Consider the following 944-nt stretch of genomic DNA (forward strand, 5'->3'; position numbering starts at 1 on the left):
TCCAAAGAAAGAAAAAACGGCACGCCGGGAAACTCGGCGGCGAGGCCGGCTTGCAAGTCGGCGCGGGAATCAATCAGGGCGGCCAGTTCGGCCCCATCGTGGCGGGCAACGAGGGCGGCGTGGCGGCGGCCGATGTGGCCCACTCCGCAAATGGCGAAGCGAACGGGAGCGGCCGGGTGAGCAGTAGTCAACGTGAAATCAATGAATTATCAGCTGGCCTTCAGTCCAGTTGGGGAGTGGTGAGGCGGAGCCAGAGAATGAGCAGCCCCAGGGCAATGGTTGGCAGCAGTCCCAAAAGTAGTACCCAGGCCGACATGGGCTTGCTGCCCCGCTTCAGGGCCAAAACGGTAGCTGGCACGACAAACGGCACCAGGTACAGGTCCATCAGCACCAGCAGGGCAACCCCCAGGCCCGCGGCTTCGCCCTCGTAGCTACGATGGCTGCTGGCTTGAATGCCGGCATTTAATCTGGCGGTGAAAGCCATATAGCTCCCAAATACGGTTAGCAGTAGCGCCGCAAAAACAATGTTTCGGGCAGTGTAGGAAGGAGCAGGATGAAGCATGCTCTTCATGCAGCACTACGGCTGAAAGTAACCCAGTTGAGTAATAATGTACGCCTGCTGCTCCGTCGTCAGCAGCGGGTGTATCGGCAGCGACAGCACTGCGCCGCACAGTTGCTCGGCCACCGGAAACTGACCGGCGCGGTAGCCCAGGTAGGCGTAGGCTGGCTGCGCGTGCACCGGCAGCGGGTAGTAAATCATGGTTGGAATGCCCAGGCGGCGCAGGTGGCTTTGCAGGTTGTCGCGCCGGCTGGCATCGTCGAGCTGAATGGTATACTGGTGAAACACGTGGCTGCTGCGCGGGTCGCGGGCCGGGATTGTGAGGCCGGGCACGACGGCCAGGGCGGCATCGTAGCGGGCGGCCACGGCCTGGCGGGCGGCGGTG

General features: G+C 62.7%; 3 protein-coding genes. All 3 read right to left on the bottom strand.

Features of this window, described 5'->3' with window-relative positions; all coding sequences use genetic code 11:
• A partial coding sequence (locus ACYVDE_RS24385; RefSeq protein ID WP_460504110.1) for a Gfo/Idh/MocA family oxidoreductase occupies positions 1-191 on the bottom strand: 191 nt, incomplete at its 3' end.
• Between the two features lie 29 nt (positions 192-220).
• Positions 221-484: a hypothetical protein gene (locus ACYVDE_RS24390; RefSeq protein ID WP_460504111.1), complete on the bottom strand. Its 264-nt coding sequence runs from the start codon at positions 482-484 to the stop codon at positions 221-223.
• A 93-nt stretch (positions 485-577) separates the two neighbouring features.
• Positions 578-944 (bottom strand): DegT/DnrJ/EryC1/StrS family aminotransferase (locus ACYVDE_RS24395; RefSeq protein ID WP_460504112.1); only part of this gene is annotated, 367 nt, incomplete at its 5' end.

This window comes from Hymenobacter agri, from assembly GCF_054778495.1.